The following is an 18749-nucleotide window of genomic DNA, read 5'->3' on the forward strand; positions in this document are numbered from 1 at the left end:
GACAATTAAATGTTTGAACCCTAATTTTTATCAATTTGCTAGCGTTAAGATTTTTGGGGAATAACCCAGATTTTTATGTTTTTCTACTTATTGTGACTAGCGAGTTACTAATTATTTTATTATTTTATTATTTAATTATTTAACTTCAAAAAGCCGTTTTACAATGAAAGAATCACCTTCATAAGGAACATGCTTATTTTGGTGTTTAATCCATCGCTCGTCGCCTTTTCCTATTATTAGGATTATGTTTAGTTGATTATCGTTTTGGTTCGAACATTTTCGTGCATCGTAAATACTGTATTCAACTGCATCAGGTCTATCTACAATTATGTGCGATTTTACATTTTGATTTGTTATATATTTTCGCATGTCTTTGCAAATATCCATCGCGTCTTCAGTATCAGTATCTTCAATAGTGAAAACGAATTGGTCAATTCTATCTTGCGCTGCTTCAACAATCTCTTTTCTGCGGTCGTAGGCTTTATTTCCAGCAGATCCTGTTACAAGCGTAATGCGAGGATTATCTTTCCCGTATTTATTTTCTACAAAATCAAGTAATGCTTTCATAGAAATATAATTATGTGCATAATCTACTATTGATATAGTGTTTGATTGAGAGTCTTTGAAATATTCCATTCTTCCAGGTATTTTGATACCTTCGATTGCTTTTAATGCACTCAAATCTGTTTCTTGGTTAATTCCTAATTCTCCTGCAATAGCAATTGCAGCTAGCGCATTTTCGTAATTAAAATCTCCTGCAATTGATAACGTAAAATCGTCAATAGGGCAGTAGTATGTTGTGTCTGTGCTGTCATTGCTGTCTTTGCTAGTGATTTCGCAATTGTCAGCGTGATTGCTATCGTAATCTTCTTCTTGATTATCTTTTATAGCAATGTAATGTTTTTCACTATTTTCTTCAGGTATTGCAATGTAATCAGGAGTAATAAGCTCACTGTAATGCTCAATGTCGCATAATGATGAAGAATTTTCTTTAATATTTTTAGTATCTTTAGTATTGTCGAAATTATTGTTATCGTTTTTGCAAGAGTTTTCTAAGCTTTCTGCTTCCTCGTTTTTCTCGCTAGAATTCTTAGAGTTATCGTTGTTTTCCTCGTACTCGTCATCCCACACGTCTTCTACTATTTCGTTCTTCTTAATTCGAGCAAAAGTTGTTACATTCACATTATGATTTTTTGCATCTTGTAATAAAAGATCCGCATGATCTGCATCAGCGTTAAGTACTAAGCATTTAGAATTTGCAATAAGCTGACGTTTGCAATACAAGTAATCTTCGAAAGTTGGATGCTCTATTGGACTTATATGATCTGGACTAATGTTTAAGAATGCTCCAACGTTAAAGTGCAATCCGTAGACGCGATCCACTTTGTATGCTTGAGAGGAAACTTCCATCACTAAGTACTGCATACCGTTATCTACAGCTTCACGCATCATTTTGAAAGCGTCAAAACTTTCTGGAGTAGTCAAATCTGATTCAACATATGTTTTACCATCTAAACAATTGTCTACAGAAGAAAATAGTGCAGCTTTTCCATGAGAATATTCGTTAAGAATTGCATGAGTAAAGTATGCAGTAGTTGTTTTTCCTTTAGTTCCTGTAATTCCAACTACAGTAAGTTTTTCTTCAGGATTTCCAAAGAACGCTGCCGAAAGCACGCTCATTGCTTTACGAACATCGTTGACAATTAAGCCAACTGAGTTAGTGTAATTTGCGTAACTTTTCTCAGCAACATACGATACAAGACCTTTAGAATCTGCATCTACAAGATATTCCGATTTAAAATTGCCTTTAATAAATAAAAGTGTTCCATTCTTAATATCGCGTGAGTCATAAGTTGCGTGAGTAAAGCAAGAATCCGCGTCAATATTATCAAAATAATACGGATTTAATGACCATATCTCATTTTTAGAATGAGTGGAATCCTCGTTATTTTCGCAATGCTTAATAGTACAATCTGTTTTTGGTTCTTTGTGTTGAATCATCTCTCGCAATAAACCATGTTTTTGCAGCAGTTCGCTTGCTGCTTTTAAGGATAATTTACTACAGTTACTCACTTTATTCCCTTTTATTCATATCGATGTGTGAATCGTATGCAATAATGATTTTTTAAAATTGCTTATAACTTATAATATTTGCTTTAAAATTAGGATTCTAGGATTCTTATAACCATTCTCCGCGAATTGGCTCTCTACTTCGAGATTCAAGCCATCTATTAAAGCTATCTTTCCATTTGCAATAAGCTTCTCGCTGCCAATCCATCATGTTCACTAAAGTCATATTGCGTACTTGATCATACAATGCGCTCATTGGAGCAATTAAATCAAGAGCTGCAACTGTGTCTGCTGTAGCATCATGAAAATCTCCAATAGGTTCAACTCCATAAAATTGCGAAGCAAGAGTAAGAGTTCGCTTTCCAGAACGTTGAGAAAGTGCGCGATCGATAACAAGAGGATCAACAGTTAATATGTCGTTTTCGCTAAGAGAGCTTATATTGCAAGTTGCTCGATTATTCAAAGATTCAAGATCCCAGCGTTTTAAATCACTACGCAACATTGCAATATCAAACGGAGCATTATATGCAAGCAATGGAATATTTTTTGATTGCGCAATACTCACAGCTTTTGCTAGTAATTCTAACTCTTGAACAGGCTCGCCGCCGTGAGCTTGAAGATATTGATCGCTAAAACCATTTACTTCACTAGCTTTAGGATTCATAGGCTGATGTGGGTTAATAAGCCAAGTAGACACAATATCTGCACTATGCCCTGCTTCAGGATTTCTTAAAACAAGTGTAGCGGAAACAATGGCATCTTTACCAATAATCGCTCCTGTAGTTTCAGTATCAAAGCCAAGAAGCCATGATTTTGAAAGCAAAGTATTCTCATCTTGCTCATTAGATGAGTTTAAAGCATTTAAAAGTTCTTGAATATTAGTTGGCATAGTAACAATATTACAGCAATATGTTTATGGCGCGCGATAACACGATTTTGTTATAACAAAAAAGCTCACGTAAAACGTGAGCTTTGAAGTATTTGTAAGCGAATTACAGCTTAAGCATTTGGTCTTTTGCCGTGATTTGCTGCTTTTTTACGACGCGCTTTGCGCTTACGTCCACGCATGCCCATAATAAACTCCTTAACGATTAAAAGCATAACCTTAGGGATTATCGCACGTTGGCAAGACGTTTAGCGATGATTTGTTTTTACAAGATTTTTCGATTAGGCTGCTATGTCTGCAACAGTCGCGTTTAAAATGCTAACAATATCTTTAGGATTAAGAACTACATCAAGTCCACGCTTTCCGCCTGAAACAAGTATTTCGTCAAATTTCATAACGCTACTATCTAGAACTGTTTCGTGATGAGTTCTCTGCCCAAATGGAGAAATTCCTCCAACTACATATCCGCTTTCTCGTTGAGCTACTTCTGGACTAGTCATACTTGCTTTCTTAGCGTGAACTGCGCTCGCAATCGATTTCATACTTAATCGCCCATTTACTGGCACAATTCCTATCACGCGTTTTTCGCCTGTGTCTACCATTAGAGTTTTGCACACTTGTTCTGCGTTTACTCCAAGTTTTTCAGCTGCTTCTAATCCATATCCGTCTTCCATGTGATCTGAATCGTGTTCATATTCGACTACTCTGAATGTGACTCCTGCTTTTTCTAATTGTGCTATTGCTGGAGTTGATTTCGATGTTTGCTCATGTTTCTTGCTCATTTTATATCCAATATTTGTGTGAATTTTTTACTAGTTCAATACTTAATACTTATTTTTCAGTAATTATTTGTTTAGTAATTATTTGTATTTTACTGTTTAATTTAGCGATGCGTAGTAATAATTATTTGGTTTATAACCTAACTATTTAAATATTTTGGGGAATAACCCTATTTTTGTAATTAACACTTATGAAAACCCCTTGCGATGAATCACCGCAAGGGGTTTGCTTTTAGCTTAATATATTCGTTTACTTTTACTTTACGAATTCAATTTTTAAAATTTCACTCGGAAATTTCAGCAAAGTAGAGAAGTGTACGAATCATGTTAGCAGTGAAGCCGTATTCGTTATCGTAGAAGGTAACTGTACGAGCCAAAGTCACTCCATCAACAGTGTTTACGTCAGTTTGAGTTGGATCGAACACGCCACCGTGTGTATCTCCGATGATATCGGAAGACACGATATTGTCGGCATTGTATCCGAAGTACTCGCAGTTCTCAAAAGCCTTCTTGAATGCTTCGTTGATCTCTTCAGTAGTAGCTGGCTTTTCAAGAACGGTTGTCAACTCTGTAACAGATCCATCTGGAACTTGAATGCGCTGAGCGTGACCTTGGAGCTTTCCGTTTACTTCTGGAACAACCTTGCCGATTGCTTTAGCAGCGCCAGTGGAGTGCTCAATAGTATTGCAAGCTGCAGAACGATTGTTGCGTGGCTTGCTTCCGCGTGGTCCATCGAGAATCATTTGAGTTCCGGTGTATGCGTGGATTGTTGTCATGAATCCAGACTTAATGCCCCAGTTATCTTGCAATAACTTAACCATTGCAGCCATGGAGTTAGTGGTGCAAGAGCCTGCAGACACAATGTTGTCGGTTGGCTTCAAGATTTCGTGGTTAACGCCGAACACAACTGTTGGAGTGGTGTCATCTTTAGCAGGAGCGGAGATGAGTACCTTCTTAGCTCCAGCATTCAAATGAGCTTGAGACTTCTCTGCAGAAGTGTAGAAGCCTGTGCACTCGAGTACAAACTCAACTCCATCGTTCTTAACCCATGGAATGTTATTTGCATCTTTTTCTGCATAAACCTTGTAAGTCTTGCCGTCAACTACGATTGCATCTTCAGTTGATGTTACTTCAACTGGAGTGCCATCATCATGGCGGAAAGTGCCGTGAGTGCTGTCGTACTTCAACAAGTAGGCAAGCATTGAAGGAGTGGTCAAATCATTGATGGCTGCGACTTCGATGTCACCAGCCTGACCGCCACGAGCTTGAAGCTCAAAAATACGGCGGAATGCTAAACGACCGATACGACCAAAGCCGTTAATACCAATCTTGACTGTCATGTGGTTCTCCCTTGAGTAAGACCTTTATTGCCACGCCTTGTGCGAGTTTTTCTCGTTGATTACAAGACGCGCTGTAGGCCTTCGTTATATTGAACTAACGTGTTCATTCTAATGTGCGGTATGTACTAGAAATGCTAATGAATGACGTTATTATTGGCACATATAAGCATGTGAATAGTTAGCGTTCACATGATGTGTTTTATGAAAGTTTCATTATAAATTTATGATAATTTTTGTGTAGTTTTTGTTTATTTGCAATTTTTCATAACAATTCTTTATTTGCAACTTTTAGAACAATTCTTGGTATGTATTTTATACTGATTTTTTGAAACTTTTAGCATATAATTACAAGTTCACTAGAAGTTCAATGCAAGTTTCAATGTAATTCTCAATACAATTCTCAATACAAGTTCACTGATTATACTAGTAACTTATACGCATAATCAGTTTAGATTATTTCTATATCTCATATACGTGTACAAACCGCTATTTGTTCTTCAGATAGTTCTTCAGATAGCATCTATTTAATAAACAGTTCATAGACAGTTTATAGAGAATCAGAAAATGAAATGTTGATTAAATCTAGTATTCATTCCTTAGATGTCATTGATTGAGCAGCTGCTGTAGTTGAATCAGTAGGATCTGATTCGCTATCTAAAGGAGTTGCTAACGCTTCAGATATCGAGAAATCAATTGAGCCTAAATCTCCACTAGGTCTTTTAAACCAGCTAACTTGTGGCAGTGGTGCATTGATTGGGAAAGTGACTATTAGAGTACCTTCATGAACGTCTACGTGAGCTAAAGTGTTGTCTATCAATTCGTTACTTAGCCCTTGGACAGCATCTCCAAACATTTTCGCATGTTCAAGTTGATATTTTAATCCTCTTTCATTTACGTCATACGAAACAGGAGTATGTGAAAATACTGATACCATGCGTCCTTCGCCGCCGCATGATTCAGGGAAGTCTAGTGAAGCATTATGTATTGCTGTAACAATCTGACCGTTGCCATATAGGAATCCGATTCCACCTCGTACAGCAAGCCTTACCATAAGTTGAATATTAGAAATAGTGTGATCAACGCGGCCGCCAAGTCCTCCAAAAATATGGAACTCGCGCGCACCTTTTGCCCAACCAACTTTTAATGCTGAAAGCAAATCGGGGTCATCTTTTTCTTCTGGAAGACGCGTTATAGTTGCATCATTAGGGAGTTTTAGTCTTACTGAATCAAAATCTCCTATAAGAGCGTCTACATGTAATCCAAGCTCACATGCGTGATCCCATCCGCCGTCAGCTGCAATTGTTAAAGCTCTATCAGGTATTTGCTCGCGTGTGTGATCGTAATAATCTCCAGCTGCTAATACTACGCAACGTTGTAAAGGTTCCATGCGTTCATAGTCTACCTGTTTTGTTTGCTAGCTCAAGTGTTCTCATATATTTTATTGTGACATTTTTGTTACATTGCTATACAAATGTTGATGGACGCTAACAAAGTTACAGTATTTTTAGCATTTAAATATTGTCTGGGCTGTTAGTATAATGAATATTCGGCTTGAGTAATCAAGAAAGTGGGATTCCCCACCTGGAAGCCGTAGCGGTTTCGGGTTCATGACTTTGGTCATATGAATGCTAATCATAAGCATGTTTTGTATTTAATCAAATATGCGTTTTGATTAGTTACGAATCTGCTATTACTTCTTGGTTTGTATCTCGCTAGATTTATAAGGATTGGAGTCATCATTAGCGACGAACCACGCATTAACGAAGAGATTCGCGTTCCTCAGGTACGTCTTATAGGACCAAAAGGCGAACAAGTTGGGGTTATTGCAACCTCAGTTGCGCTAAATTTGGCTAGGGAAGCGAATCTTGATCTCGTTGAGGTTGCACCTACTGCTAAGCCTCCTGTAGCCAAGCTTATTGACTATGGCAAGTACAAGTACAACGAAAAGATTAAAGCTCGTGAAGCGCGTCGAAATCAGAGCACTGCTGAGATTAAGGAAATTCGTTTCCGTCTTAAGATTGATGATCATGATTTTGAAGTAAAGAAGAGCCACGTACTTCGTTTCTTAAATGGCGGCGATAAGGTAAAAGTTACTATCATGCTGCGTGGCCGAGAACAATCTCGTCCGATTGGTGGCGTGGAGTTGTTACGTAGGCTAGCAGATGAGGTTTCGGAAAGTGGAACAATTGAGTTTGCTCCAAAGCAAGAACTTCGCAATATTGTTATGACTCTTGCACCTAAGGGTAAAAAAGTTCATACGCAATCCGAGCAGCGTCGTCGTGGCGCAGAGTCACGTGCTGAACGTCAGGCTCGTCAGGCCGCACGTCTTGCAGCTAAGCAGGAAATCCAAGCCCAGGCCGCGGCTGCATTAAATTCCGCGCAATCCGATCAACATCATAAGGAGGGCAGCAATGCCGAAGATGAAAACTAATTCCGCAGCGTCCAAGCGCGTTCGCCTTACTGGTACTGGTAAGGTAATGCACGATGGTAGCGCAATGCGCCACAACTTGGAGCATAAGTCTGCTCGCAAGCGTCGTGCTTTGTCTGAAGATAAGGTTTTGGCTCCAGCACAGAGCAAGAAGCTCAAGGGCTTACTCGGTAAGTAAGCATTACTTATATAGCTTGTAATAAGACGCATAAAATATTTTTTAAGAAAGAGGAATACTTATGGCACGAGTAAAACGCGCAGTGAATGCTCACAAGAAGCGTCGCGTTGTTCTTGATAGGGCTTCGGGTTATCGCGGTCAGCGCTCCCGTCTTTACCGCAAGGCAAAGGAACAGCTGCTCCACTCATTTACTTATAACTTCCGTGATCGTAAAGCTCGTAAAGGTGACTTCCGCAAGTTGTGGATTCAGCGTATCAATGCCGCTGTCCGCGCTGAAGGCATTACTTACAATCGTTTTATTCAGGGATTGCGTTTAGCTGGCATCGAATTAGATCGTCGTGCTCTTGCTGAGCTTGCAGTTTCTGATATTGAAACTTTCAAGGCTGTTGTTGATGCAGCTAAAGCAGCTTTGCCGGATGATGTAAATGCTCCAGTTGAAGCATGATTTAATCGAGTCGCTCATAAATAAAATTTTTAGCATGCTTAGTATTGCGTGTTAGCATTATTAGCATTGTTGGCATTATTAGCATGTTATGTGTAAAATGAGTTGAAGATTTCTTCTCCTTTAAGCCCGTCATTTTGGCGGGCTTTTTCTTTTGTTTTTGGGAAATAACACGAAATAACACGAAATAACACGTTATTTTTTAATTTATCTAGCTTGATCTAGATTTATCTAGCTCTAGGATGGCTCATCACATATGCTTCAATCAAAGCATCTGGGCTAATATGCGTATAAATTTGCGTTGTTGTAACAGAAGCATGTCCAAGAAGCTCTTGAACAGTACGTACATCTGCTCCGCCTGCGATTAAATGAGTTGCAAGTGAATGTCGTAAAGTATGAGGATGTAATTGTCTTGAAAGTTTTGCGCGCTCTCCAGCTTCGCTAACTATTAACCATGCTGATTGTCTAGAAAGTTGATTGCCACGTTTATTCAAAAAAATAATTGACAGCTCATGTTTACTTCTAGATGCTAATATTGGGCGAGATTTTTCAAGATATTTACGAAGTGCTCTAATAGCGCATCCGCCAATTGGCACTAAACGTTGTTTAGAACCTTTGCCAGTTAGTTTTACAACTGATTCGTCTAAGTCAAAATCTTCAAATTTTACTCCAACAGCTTCAGAAATTCGCGCTCCTGTAGCATATAAAAACTCTAGTAAAGCGCAATCTCTAAGCGAAATAGCGTCTTGACTGCCGAAGTTTGAAGCAGCATCAATCACTCTATTCACTTCTTCTACGCTAAGTACGTCTGGCAAGTGTTCTGCAAGTTTGGGAGATTTTACGGATTTAGATACATCTACTTGTACATATGAATTAGATAACATAAAACGATGCCATTCATGAATGCTAGAAATCCTTCGAGCAATAGTATGTGAGCCTAATCCAGATTCAGTTAAATATCGCACATAAGATTCAATATCTAGTTGTGAAATGTCATTAACGTTGTTGATGTTTCGATTATTTTGTAGCCAATATGTATAATCTTGCAAATCTGAAGTGTATGAATATATTGTTTTCTTTGAGAGTCCTCGCTCTATATCTATATACGCAATAAATCGTTTCAAGTATGTTGTAAAAGACTGTGAGATATTGGTTATGTTATAAGAAGAATCAATATTTGAGCGCATATTTTCAATTATATTACTTATATTCGTTACTTATTTATTACTAAGGCTGAATTAGATAATCCGAGTTTCGTTAAGCATACCTATTGATAGCATGGAAAACATGCCTACTGATTTACTTGGACGTGAATATGAAACTTTTTGCGCGCCTGAACCATTGACTTCTCATGGACCTGCGCGTGTTATTGCTATGTGCAATCAAAAAGGTGGTGTTGGTAAAACTACAAGCTCTATCAACATTGCTGGTGCGTTAAGTCAGTATGGTCGTAAAGTTTTAATAGTTGATTTTGATCCGCAAGGTGCTGCAACTGTTGGTCTTGGAATTAACGCCAATGCTCTTGACAATACTGTTTATACAGCTCTTTTCGATTCTTCTGTAGATGTTCATGATGTGATTCGTCATACTGCAACAGAAAATATTGACGTTATGCCGGCAAATATTGATCTTTCTGCTGCTGAAGTGCAATTGGTTACTGAAGTCGGTCGCGAACAGATTTTAGCTGGCGTTTTACATAAAATTCGCAATGAATATGATGTAATTATTGTCGATTGCCAGCCTTCATTAGGTTTGCTTACTGTCAACGCTCTTACAGCAGCTGATGGCGTTATCATTCCTGTTGCTGCTGAGTTCTTTGCGTTGCGCGGAGTTGCATTACTTATGCAATCGATTGAAAAAGTTCAATCTCGTATTAACCCTAATCTGGAAGTTTTTGGCGTGCTTGTAACAATGTATACGCGCACTCTTCACAGTGAGGAAGTATTGCAACGAATTTATGAGGCATTTCAAGGTCGCGTGTTACATTCTGTAATCTCTCGTTCAATTAAGTTGCCTGATTCAACAGTTGCAGCAGTTCCGATCACTATTTTTGCTCCTGAGCATAAAACAGCTAAAGAATATCGTGAAGTTGCACGCGAGTTAATTTCTAAAGGCGTTGTAGCATAGTTTTAGTTTTAAAAACTTGGCTTTATTGTTTCTGTCTAACTTTGTTGTGCAAGCTGTCTGCGCTCGCGAGTAGAATCGGCGAGGTTTGGCAGTTTGACGATTTTGGTTTTGCCAATAACATTATGCAGCTATTTGAGTTATTTTATGCTTTAGTTAGCTGTGTTTGAAAATTACTTAAACGCGAAGAATGGAAGAGGTTTGTGATGACTGTTCGCGGTGATATTCGAAATGTGGCAATTGTGGCTCATGTCGACCACGGTAAAACCACTCTGGTAAACGCCATGCTTCAGCAGTCGCACGTATTTTCTGAGCGCGAGGAAGTTCCAGATCGCGTTATGGATTCCAATGATTTGGAACGCGAAAAGGGTATTACTATTCTTGCTAAGAACACGGCTGTTCAGTACACTGGCCCATTGGCTGAAAAGTATGGTCACCCAGAAGGCATCACTATTAATGTGATTGATACTCCAGGACACGCTGATTTCGGTGGAGAAGTTGAGCGTGGAATTTCTATGGTTGATGGCGTTGTTCTTCTTGTTGACGCTTCTGAAGGCCCACTTCCGCAGACTCGCTTTGTGCTTCGTAAAGCTTTGGAAGCTAAGCTTCCTGTTATTTTGTGCGTAAATAAGGTTGATCGTCCAGATGCTCGTATTGAAGAAGTTGTTGGAGAATCTACTGATTTATTGCTTGGCTTAGCTCAAGATGTTGTTGAAGAAGGAATTGATCTTGATCTCGATGCTTTGCTTGATTTACCAGTGATTTATTGTGCTGCAAAAGCTGGATATGCTTCTGTAAATCAGCCAGAAAATGGAGCTCTTCCAGATAACGATAATTTGGAGCCTTTGTTTGATTCTATTATTTCCAATATTCCTGCTCCGCAATACGATGAAGGCTCTCCTCTTCAGGCTCATGTTGCAAACATTGATTCCTCTGATTTCCTTGGACGTTTGGGCTTAGTGAGAATTTACAACGGAACTTTGGAGAAGGGTAAGACTTACGGTCTTTCCCGCGTTGATGGTTCTATTGAAAACTTCCGTGTTTCCGAGCTTCTTCGCACTCAAGGTTTGGAGCGTACTCCTGTGCCTTCAGCTGGTCCTGGAGATATTGTGGCTGTTGCTGGTGTGAATGATATTATGATTGGCGAAACGATTGTTGATCAAAATGATCCAAAGCCACTTCCATTGATTCATGTTGACGATCCAGCTATTTCTATGACTTTCGGTGTAAATGATTCTCCTCTTGCAGGAACTGAAGGCAAAGATCATAAGCTTACTGCTCGTATGATTAAGGATCGTTTGGATCGAGAGCTAATTGGTAATGTTTCTATTAAAGTTATTCCAACTGATCGTCCAGATACTTGGGAAGTTCAAGGTCGTGGCGAGCTTGCGTTAGCTGTTTTAGCTGAGCAAATGCGCCGTGAAGGATATGAGCTTACAGTTGGTCGTCCTCAGGTTGTTACTAAGACTATTGATGGCACGATTAACGAGCCTATGGAAAGCACAACAATTGACGTTCCAGAAGAATATATGGGTACTGTTACGCAGCTTATGGCTGATCGTAAAGGTCGCATGGATTCTATGAGTAACCACGGTTCTGGCTGGGTTCGTTTGCAATTTACTGTGCCTTCACGCGGACTTATTGGTTTCCGTACAGCTTTGCTTTCTGCTACTCGTGGAACTGGTATTGCAAGTTCTATTTCTGCAGGTTACGCTCCGTGGGCTGGTCAAATTGTTACTCGCCAGAACGGTTCTATGGTTTGCGATCGCAAAGGTGTTGCAACTCCTTATGCTATGCAACGCTTGCAAGCGCGAGGTGTCTTCTTCGTAGATCCGCAAAGCCCAGTTTACGAAGGTCAAATCGTTGGTATTAACAACAAGCCAGACGAGTTGGATGTAAACATTACTCTTGCTAAGCACATGACTAACATGCGTTCTTCAACTGCTGATGTTCTCGAAACTTTGACTCCGCCAATCAAGATGAGTTTGGAAGAGTCGCTTGACTTTGCTAATGAAGACGAGTGTGTTGAAGTTACTCCTGAATCTATTCGTGTACGCAAGATTATTTTGAGTCGTGACGAGTGGTATAAGTGGCGTGCAAAGCAGCGCCGTCAGAATAATGCTGCGTGATTTTATATAGTTTTATTTGGTTTATAAATAAAATGCGCGTAATTTATGTATTGAATTGTAATTTTGCATAAGTTATGCGTGTTTTATATTTTGTAGCGGTAGGTATTGTTATGAGCGTAAAACCTTGGTCGCATAATCTTCCTATTTGGGGTAGATATGCTGTTACTTTGTTATCGGCTATTTTATGCGGATTGATTGGCACGTTTTCTCATAGAGTTGGTGCTGTAAGCAATATTCCTATTGGCTTAATTGTAGCTTTATTGCTAATAAGTTTATCTGCTTGGTGTGCAAGGTCTAGGACGGCAATGCTGGGACTTTTAGCTCATACTGTATTCAGTAGTGCTGTTGCGTGGATTTTAGCTTTAAGACTTATTGGTACTGCTGTGATAGTTCCAGTTGGGTTTAGTGGACAACTTCCGTGGCTTTCTCAGCATGCAGGATACATATGGCTTTATGGCGTGATTTTAATTCAACTAATTATGTTGATTCTTCCATCTAAATGGTTTGTTATTAAATCTAGCGTGTCACTATCTGCACAATCCGAAAAATCAGCTTTTGATGAATCTGTTTCTGATGAATCATCTTCTGATTCAAAGAGTTCTTTAAAATAAGCTTTTGATGAATTGGTTAATTGAACAAATCATCTAATGATCTTGAAAAGTAAAGTTACTTTATAATATAAAAATGGATTTTAGATATTACTCTAAAATCCAGTGTTAAAGAAAAAATCCAGATATTTTTTACTATTTTTCTTGATCGCGATTTTCAAGTATTTTATCGACTAATTCATGTTTTGCATCGATTTGATTGCTAAAACCTGGGCGAATGTCTAATTTAAGCAAAACTCCTGTGCGATATCCTTTTTCAACTAATACCATTGTTGCGTCTTTCACAACTCGCATAACATCATCGAATTCGCCTTCAATATTTGTAAACATTGCATTTGTTTCGTTTTTTAATCCAGATTCTCGTATTACTTTTACTACATCTGCAACGTATGTGCTAAGTTCTTCTCCAACTCCACTAGGAGCAACACATAAAGCTGCTACTGTGTTAGTTTTATGCTCGTTTTTAGTTTGTGTATCATCTGTATTAGTCATATCCGTAATCCTTTCAAAATATTTGCATAAAATTTACGTTCACTTTCATAATATACGCATGCTATGTGTTAAGAAAATTGTGTGATTGAATAGTGTGCTTACAAGAATAGTCCATGTAAGACTTTGTAAATATTTATATATTTATTTTTGTATATTTATATGTGCTTATAATCCTTCTTGCATATTTGCTTATGCGTATAGCTTATTTGACAGTCATTTAGCGCGTTTTGCTAGTTTTGGGTTGTTTTTTGCTGGTTTGTTACTTGTGTTTAATTTGTTTTTGGCTAGTATTCGTGCGTATAGAGAACTAAAAGCCTGATTAAAATTATGTTTCGCGTCACAGGGTTTTTCTATAATAAACACCGTTTTCACCCAGATTTCTTAAATTTTCATGAAAAAGGTGTATTGTGGCTGTTTCTAAGCTTGATGAAGTTGTGTCGTTGGCTAAGCGTCGCGGATTTGTGTTCCCTGCTGGCGAAATTTATGGTGGTACGCGTTCTGCGTGGGATTATGGTCCATTGGGCGTTGCATTGAAAGATAATATCAAGCGCGAATGGTGGCGTTACATGGTAACAACGCGCGGAGATGTAGTCGGTGTAGATACTTCTGTGATTTTGCCTTCACAAGTTTGGGTTGCGTCTGGTCACGTTTCTGTGTTTAATGATCCTTTGATCGAGTGCTTGAATTGTCATAAGCGTCATCGTGCAGACAAGTTGGAAGAATCTTATGCTGAAAAGCACGGCGATAAAATGCCAGAAAATGGTTTAAAAGATATTGCTTGCCCAGATTGTGGAACTCGAGGGAACTGGACTGAGCCGCGTGACTTCAACATGATGCTTCGCACTCATTTAGGTCCTGTTGAAGATGAAAATAGCTTGCATTATTTGCGCCCAGAAACAGCTCAGGGAATTTTCGTTGACTTTAAAAACGTCATGACTTCAACTCGCCAGAAGCCTCCTTTTGGTATTGCAAATATTGGTAAGTCTTTCCGTAATGAAATTACTCCTGGAAACTTTATTTTCCGCACTCGCGAGTTTGAGCAGATGGAAATGGAGTTCTTTGTAGAGCCTGGAACTGATGAAGCTTGGCATCAATATTGGATTGATACTCGCGTTCGTTGGTATGTTGATTTGGGAGTCAATCCTGAGAATTTGCGTATGTATGAGCATCCTAAGGAGAAGCTCAGCCATTATTCAAAGCGTACTGTAGATATTGAATACAAGTTTGGTTTCCAAGGATCTGACTGGGGAGAGCTTGAAGGTATTGCAAATCGTACTGACTATGATTTGTCTGCGCATTCGAAGCATTCTGGTGAGGATTTGAGTTACTTTAATCAAGCTACTGGCGAAAAATACGTGCCTTACGTTATTGAGCCTGCTGCTGGTCTTACTCGCTCGCTTATGGCATTCTTAGTTGATGCTTATGACGTTGATGAAGCTCCAAATACTAAGGGTGGAGTTGATAAGCGTACAGTTCTTCGACTCGATCCGCGATTAGCTCCTGTTAAGGCTGCAGTTTTGCCATTGAGCAAGAAGCCAGAATTACAATCGGTTGCTCAAGATTTAGCTGCAGATTTGCGTCAGCACGACTGGGTTATTGACTACGATGAAGCTGGCGCTATTGGCCGCCGCTACCGCCGTGAAGACGAAATTGGCACTCCTTTGTGCGTAACAGTTGATTTTGATACTTTGGAAGATCATGCTGTTACTATTCGCGAGCGCGATACTATGAGTCAAGAGCGTGTTTCTCTTGATAAAGTTGCTGATTACGTGGCTGGCCGCATTAACGAGAAGCGTGTTAAGTATCCTCAAGGTCCTGTGGAAATTGTTGGTACTCGTGCTGCTGATGGTGCTATGGATGTTGCTAAAGAAGCAGGAGAGGATGAATCTCAGCCTGTTAAGATTGCTCAAGCTGGTGGCTTGTACTAATCAAATGGTGACTTGTACTAATCAAATACAGCTTTCATGCTAATCATTTGAAATAAACTTTAATAAAGCATATTTATAAACATAACGAATGGAGATTATAGCAATATGAATTTTTCTATAAAACCAGTAGATTTAGGTAAAGTTCATATTGCTACTCCTGTTGTGCTTTCTCCAATGGCTGGTATCACGAATTGGCCTTTTCGTGTTATTTGCAAGGAATACGGTCATGACGGGCTTTACGTTGCAGAAATGATTACAGCGCGTGCTCTAGTTGCAAGAAACCCAAAAGCTCTTAGACTTTGTCGTTTTGCTCCTAGTGAAAAAGTGCGTTCTCTTCAACTTTATGGAGTGAATCCATCTATTGTGGAGCTTGCTGCTCGTATTGTAGTTGATGAAAATATGGCGGATCACGTTGACTTAAACTTTGGTTGCCCTGTGCCTAAAGTTACGCGTAAAGGTGGCGGATCTGCTCTTCCTTGGAAAACAGATTTATTGCAAGAAATTTTGCATCGCGTTGTAAGCGTGTGCGAGCCAGCAGGAATCCCAGTTACTGCTAAATTCCGTGTTGGTATTGATGATTCTCATGAAACGTTTATTCAAGCTGGTCATATTGCGCAAGAAGAAGGTTGTGCTGCTGTAACTTTGCATGCTCGAACTACTGCTGAATATTATGGTGGTCATTCAGATTGGAATCGTATCGCTCAGCTTGTAGAAGCTCTTGATATTCCTGTTTTTGGAAATGGTGACATTTGGGGTGCAGATGATGCGCTAGAAATGTTTAAGGAAACAGGCTGTGCTGGTGTTGCTATCGGTCGCGGTTGTCAGGGCAGACCATGGTTGTTTGCTGATATTCTAAACGCTTGTAATGGTAGTAGTGAGCGTGTTAATCCAACTCTTGCAGAGGTTTGCAATGTGATTCTTCATCATTTGGAATTGCTTGTTGAATTTTATGATGGCGATGAGCGTATGGCTGTTCATGATTTACGAAAACATATCGCATGGTATCTTAAAGGATTTCCTGTTGGAGGCGGAACTCGCAAAAACTTTATGGAATGTGAGTCTGTTGAAGATGTTAAGCGCAATATTGATTTGTTAGATGGTTCGTTGAAGTTGCCTGAGCGAGTTTTAGACACGCCGCGCGGAAGAATACGATTTGCTAAAAAAGTTCACTTGCCTTATGGCTGGTTGGATTCGCGTAAAACATCTCACGAAGAGCGTGAAGAGCTTTTTGGGGACGATCCTATGGATGCTAGTTATTAAATTTTATTAGTATTTTCAAGGGTTTTCTGCATTTTGAGAAGAATGATAAACTTTTGTTTATGCATCTAAACTTATATAAGCAAAAACGCAATAATAATTTGCGTATAGGAAGGTGTATTATCTGACTAGGTGATTTTTTTAAGTTTTATTAGTAAAAAGTCGCCATTATCGAGCGTTTTGCGCTAAAGTATTGCGTAAACGTGCTTGAGTGACAGGAGACAACGGTGAGCGAGATTGCCCAGACTGACAATTTCAACGACAAAACCATCATTAAGGTAGTCGGCGTCGGTGGTGGCGGCGGTAATGCCGTCAACCGAATGATCACCGAGGGCTTACAGAATGTAGAGTTTGTAGCTATAAATACAGATGCTAAAGATTTGATGCGCTCGGATGCTGACGTAAAGATTTCATTATCAGACGCTTCTAGTAGAGGACTTGGAGCTGGAGCAGATCCTGAAAAGGGTGCTAAAGCTGCTCAAGATCATCAATCCGATATTGAAGAGGCATTAAAGGGCGCCGATATGGTGTTTGTTACTTGCGGCGAAGGTGGTGGCACTGGTACTGGTGCTGGTCCTCTTGTTGCTCGTGCAGCTCATCAGCAAGGTGCATTGACTATTGCTGTAGTCACTCGTCCATTTAGCTTTGAGGGCCCTCAGCGTGCTGCTTCTGCAAATCTTGGTATTGAAAATCTTCGTAAAGAAGTTGATGCTTTGATTGTTATTCCTAACGATCGTTTGTTAGAAGTTTCTGATCGTGCTATCGGAATAATCGATGCTTTTAAGTTAGCTGATACTGCTTTGCTTTCAGGTGTTCGTGGAATTACAGATATTATTTCAACTAATTCATATATTCATGTTGATTTTTCTGATGTAACAGCAATTTTGCGCGGTGCTGGCACAGCATTGTTTGGAATAGGTGCTGCTAAAGGTGAAGATCGTGCAACTCAGGCTGCTGAGATTGCTATTAGTTCTCCTTTGCTTGAAGAAAGCATTGAAGGCGCTCATGGTGCTTTGATAAATATTGCTGGTCCTTGCGATTTGAAGTTGCAAGAAGCATCTGCTGCTACTGAATTGGTTCGTAAAGCAATTCATCCTGAAGCTCAAATTATTTGGGGTCTTTCTTTGGATGACGCTTACGGTGATGAAGTACGTGTTACTGTTATTGCTGCTGGTTTCGATGCTCATTGCAAGAAGGATGATTCTGGTTTAGCTGGTAAGTTTGTAGATATGCAAGCTGGCGTTGATCATGTTGCTCCAGCTCAATCAACATCTCAGGTTTCTGCTCAACAGCAGCAAGCGCAATCGCGTCCACAAACGCAAGCTACAACGAATGCTCCTTCTATGTTTGAAGAGCCTGCTGCTAATCGTTATGAAGCGCCTGCGCCTTCTGCTCAACCTGCTGAAGAACCAGATGAATTAGATATCCCTGATTTTCTGCGCTGAAACTTAATAGAGGAGGGTTGTTAAATGGCTGGATTAGTAAATCACTTAATGTCATATATGGGCATGTCAGACGTACAAGACGATGATGTGATTGAATCTGAAGAACAAGATAAATCGTTTGATAACGATTATTCTGTAGCTCCAGTTAGTATTCAGCATGATGATACTTCTCGCAGTAGGGATACGTTTTCTAGATCTAGCGGAGCTAATCGTATGAGTAGAATTACTACTATTCATCCTAAGTCATATGATGATGCGCAAATGGTCGGCCGTGCTCTTCGAGATGGTACTCCTGTTGTTTTGAATCTTACAGGTGTTTCAGAATCAATTGCGTATCGTATTGTTGATTTTTCGGCTGGTGTTGTGTTTGGTGTTGGTGGTTCTATTGAACGAGTAACTCCGAGAGTATTCTTACTAAGCCCTTCTCAAGTAAATATTAAGGTTGAAAGTACTGCTAAGAGCAATTCAGCCAGGGATTTATTTGCGGACTAGACTGTTAGCAAATCGCATTAACATATGTTGATTTGATTGCAGCACAATTTAATATTTATTTTATGTAAGGCAATGCTTTTGTTAAAATGCATTGCCTTATGTTTTTAAATATCGCTTTTTATTGTTCACGAAGTTTTCTGTGGGGGGGGGG

The 18749-nt window shown here is 39.4% G+C and carries 18 protein-coding genes; 10 read left to right on the top strand and 8 right to left on the bottom strand.

Translation table 11 applies throughout. The features are described from left to right. Positions 1 to 135: 135 nt before the first annotated feature. From HMPREF3230_RS00640 to HMPREF3230_RS00660, 6 genes are all read right to left on the bottom strand, one after another. Positions 136 to 2001 carry a UDP-N-acetylmuramoyl-L-alanyl-D-glutamate--2,6-diaminopimelate ligase gene (locus HMPREF3230_RS00640; RefSeq protein ID WP_419471017.1) on the bottom strand — a complete coding sequence of 622 codons (1866 nt, stop codon included), beginning with the start codon at positions 1999 to 2001 and terminating at the stop codon, positions 136 to 138. Positions 2002 to 2179: 178 nt separating this feature from the next. After that, positions 2180 to 2959 (bottom strand): exonuclease domain-containing protein, encoded by a 780-nt coding sequence (locus tag HMPREF3230_RS00645; RefSeq protein WP_075523064.1) that lies wholly within the window; start codon positions 2957 to 2959, stop codon positions 2180 to 2182. Between the two features lie 110 nt (positions 2960 to 3069). Continuing rightward, positions 3070 to 3144, bottom strand: coding sequence for a 50S ribosomal protein bL37 (locus tag HMPREF3230_RS06695; protein WP_369803150.1), 75 nt, complete (start codon positions 3142 to 3144; stop codon positions 3070 to 3072). Positions 3145 to 3237: 93 nt separating this feature from the next. Then, positions 3238 to 3738: a Cys-tRNA(Pro) deacylase gene (gene ybaK / locus HMPREF3230_RS00650; protein WP_075523065.1), complete on the bottom strand. Its 501-nt coding sequence runs from the start codon at positions 3736 to 3738 to the stop codon at positions 3238 to 3240. A 281-nt stretch (positions 3739 to 4019) separates the two neighbouring features. Next, on the bottom strand, positions 4020 to 5075 hold the full coding sequence (gene gap / locus HMPREF3230_RS00655; RefSeq protein ID WP_075523066.1) for a type I glyceraldehyde-3-phosphate dehydrogenase: 1056 nt from the start codon (positions 5073 to 5075) through the stop codon (positions 4020 to 4022). 589 nt (positions 5076 to 5664) lie between these two features. After that, a complete protein-coding gene (locus tag HMPREF3230_RS00660; protein WP_075523067.1) occupies positions 5665 to 6462 on the bottom strand; it encodes a thiamine diphosphokinase in 798 nt (265 codons plus the stop codon). Positions 6463 to 6795: 333 nt separating this feature from the next. On the opposite strand from HMPREF3230_RS00660, the gene infC reads away from it, so the two are divergent. From infC to rplT, 3 genes are all read left to right on the top strand, one after another. Continuing rightward, positions 6796 to 7506, top strand: coding sequence for a translation initiation factor IF-3 (gene infC / locus HMPREF3230_RS00665; RefSeq protein WP_082266212.1), 711 nt, complete (start codon positions 6796 to 6798; stop codon positions 7504 to 7506). Then, positions 7487 to 7681, top strand: coding sequence for a 50S ribosomal protein L35 (gene rpmI / locus HMPREF3230_RS00670; RefSeq protein WP_075523069.1), 195 nt, complete (start codon positions 7487 to 7489; stop codon positions 7679 to 7681). The genes infC and rpmI overlap by 20 nt, the downstream gene beginning before the upstream one ends. A 61-nt stretch (positions 7682 to 7742) precedes the next feature. Beyond that, positions 7743 to 8126 carry a 50S ribosomal protein L20 gene (rplT, locus tag HMPREF3230_RS00675; RefSeq protein ID WP_075523070.1) on the top strand — a complete coding sequence of 128 codons (384 nt, stop codon included), beginning with the start codon at positions 7743 to 7745 and terminating at the stop codon, positions 8124 to 8126. Positions 8127 to 8350: 224 nt separating this feature from the next. On the opposite strand, the gene xerD is transcribed toward rplT, so the two are convergent. Next, the gene (gene xerD, locus HMPREF3230_RS00685; RefSeq protein ID WP_075523072.1) at positions 8351 to 9310 is read right to left on the bottom strand and encodes a site-specific tyrosine recombinase XerD; all 960 of its coding nucleotides are present in this window, start codon (positions 9308 to 9310) and stop codon (positions 8351 to 8353) included. A 100-nt stretch (positions 9311 to 9410) separates the two neighbouring features. Here xerD and HMPREF3230_RS00690 point away from each other — a divergent pair, with 100 nt between their 5' ends. From HMPREF3230_RS00690 to HMPREF3230_RS00700, 3 genes are all read left to right on the top strand, one after another. After that, positions 9411 to 10250 carry a ParA family protein gene (locus HMPREF3230_RS00690; protein ID WP_075523073.1) on the top strand — a complete coding sequence of 280 codons (840 nt, stop codon included), beginning with the start codon at positions 9411 to 9413 and terminating at the stop codon, positions 10248 to 10250. Between the two features lie 203 nt (positions 10251 to 10453). After that, on the top strand, positions 10454 to 12376 hold the full coding sequence (gene typA, locus HMPREF3230_RS00695; protein WP_075523074.1) for a translational GTPase TypA: 1923 nt from the start codon (positions 10454 to 10456) through the stop codon (positions 12374 to 12376). Between the two features lie 110 nt (positions 12377 to 12486). Beyond that, positions 12487 to 12987: an alcohol dehydrogenase gene (locus HMPREF3230_RS00700; protein WP_230955887.1), complete on the top strand. Its 501-nt coding sequence runs from the start codon at positions 12487 to 12489 to the stop codon at positions 12985 to 12987. A gap of 132 nt (positions 12988 to 13119) precedes the next feature. On the opposite strand, the gene HMPREF3230_RS00705 is transcribed toward HMPREF3230_RS00700, so the two are convergent. Then, positions 13120 to 13476: an MTH1187 family thiamine-binding protein gene (locus HMPREF3230_RS00705; protein ID WP_075523075.1), complete on the bottom strand. Its 357-nt coding sequence runs from the start codon at positions 13474 to 13476 to the stop codon at positions 13120 to 13122. A 407-nt stretch (positions 13477 to 13883) separates the two neighbouring features. On the opposite strand from HMPREF3230_RS00705, the gene HMPREF3230_RS00710 reads away from it, so the two are divergent. The 4 genes from HMPREF3230_RS00710 to HMPREF3230_RS00725 all read left to right on the top strand — a co-directional run bounded on the left by HMPREF3230_RS00710 (position 13884) and on the right by HMPREF3230_RS00725 (position 18598). Continuing rightward, entirely contained in the window at positions 13884 to 15404 is a 1521-nt protein-coding gene (locus HMPREF3230_RS00710; protein ID WP_075523076.1) for a glycine--tRNA ligase, read from the top strand. A 105-nt stretch (positions 15405 to 15509) separates the two neighbouring features. Beyond that, entirely contained in the window at positions 15510 to 16664 is a 1155-nt protein-coding gene (gene dusB / locus HMPREF3230_RS00715; RefSeq protein ID WP_075523077.1) for a tRNA dihydrouridine synthase DusB, read from the top strand. Between the two features lie 224 nt (positions 16665 to 16888). Beyond that, on the top strand, positions 16889 to 18106 hold the full coding sequence (gene ftsZ, locus HMPREF3230_RS00720) for a cell division protein FtsZ (RefSeq protein ID WP_075523078.1): 1218 nt from the start codon (positions 16889 to 16891) through the stop codon (positions 18104 to 18106). Between the two features lie 24 nt (positions 18107 to 18130). Continuing rightward, positions 18131 to 18598 (top strand): cell division protein SepF, encoded by a 468-nt coding sequence (locus HMPREF3230_RS00725; protein ID WP_075523079.1) that lies wholly within the window; start codon positions 18131 to 18133, stop codon positions 18596 to 18598. Positions 18599 to 18749 lie beyond the last annotated feature (151 nt).

Source organism: Gardnerella vaginalis, from assembly GCF_001563665.1.
Classification (GTDB): Bacteria; Actinomycetota; Actinomycetes; order Actinomycetales; family Bifidobacteriaceae; genus Bifidobacterium; species Bifidobacterium vaginale_A.